The sequence below is a fragment of the Mesorhizobium sp. M1A.F.Ca.IN.020.06.1.1 genome, from assembly GCF_004023265.1.
GTDB lineage: Bacteria > Pseudomonadota > Alphaproteobacteria > Rhizobiales > Rhizobiaceae > Mesorhizobium.
On record NZ_RZSR01001568.1, the window covers coordinates 1 to 740 of the forward strand.

2 pseudogenes are annotated in these 740 nt (G+C 65.1%); both read left to right on the forward strand.

From position 1 onward, the window contains the following. Positions 1-507, forward strand: a pseudogene (locus EOA60_RS35585) (gfo/Idh/MocA family oxidoreductase); the annotation flags it as partial. After that, positions 504-740, forward strand: a pseudogene (locus EOA60_RS35590) (sugar phosphate isomerase/epimerase); the annotation flags it as partial. The pseudogenes EOA60_RS35585 and EOA60_RS35590, both read left to right, overlap by 4 nt.

Here is a 740-nt window from a genome sequence, read left to right on the forward strand (position 1 = left end):
CTCCTGGCAATAGACGCCGCCCGCTACATGGTCGCCGGCGAACCGGCCGGCGTCTATTGCCAGGAGTGGGAGCCTGCCAATTCCTGGTACCGTCAGGGCTCGTCGGCCAGCGCGGTGTTCGATTTCGGCGGCGGCAAGGTCTTCACCTATGCCGGCTCCTGGTGCGCGGACGGTTTCCGCACGAGTTGGGAAGGCAGCTGGCGCATCGTCGCCGAGCGCGGCAGCCTGTTGTGGGACGGGCATGACGGGTTGAAGGCCGAGGTGGTTGCATCCGGCCGCGACGGTATCATCGACAAGACCCAGTCGATCGAGGTGCCGGCGCTCGACGCGGCCGACAGAGTCGACGGCCATCTCGGCATCATCCAGGATTTCATGCGCGCGATCGAGACCGGCACCGAACCGGAGACGCGCGGCACCGACAACATCAAAAGCCTAGCCATGGTCTTTGGCGCCATCGAAAGCGCAGAGACCGGACGCCGCGTCGCAATCGCAAAGGAAACGCCGTGATGCCGAACCCGCTTCTCGACATCAGGATCGGCACCATGGTGCGAGCCAATCTCGACGACCCGGCCGCCTATGTGAAACAGATCCTGCCGCTCGGCTTCGAGAGCATCCAGCCCTTTTTCTGGCAGACGCTGGGCGGCAAGGACCTAAAGCGCCTGGCGGGCGAAATCCGCGAAGCGATCGGCGATGCGGACGCCGCCGTCTCATCGATCGGCCTGTTCGGCAATCCCCCGGAG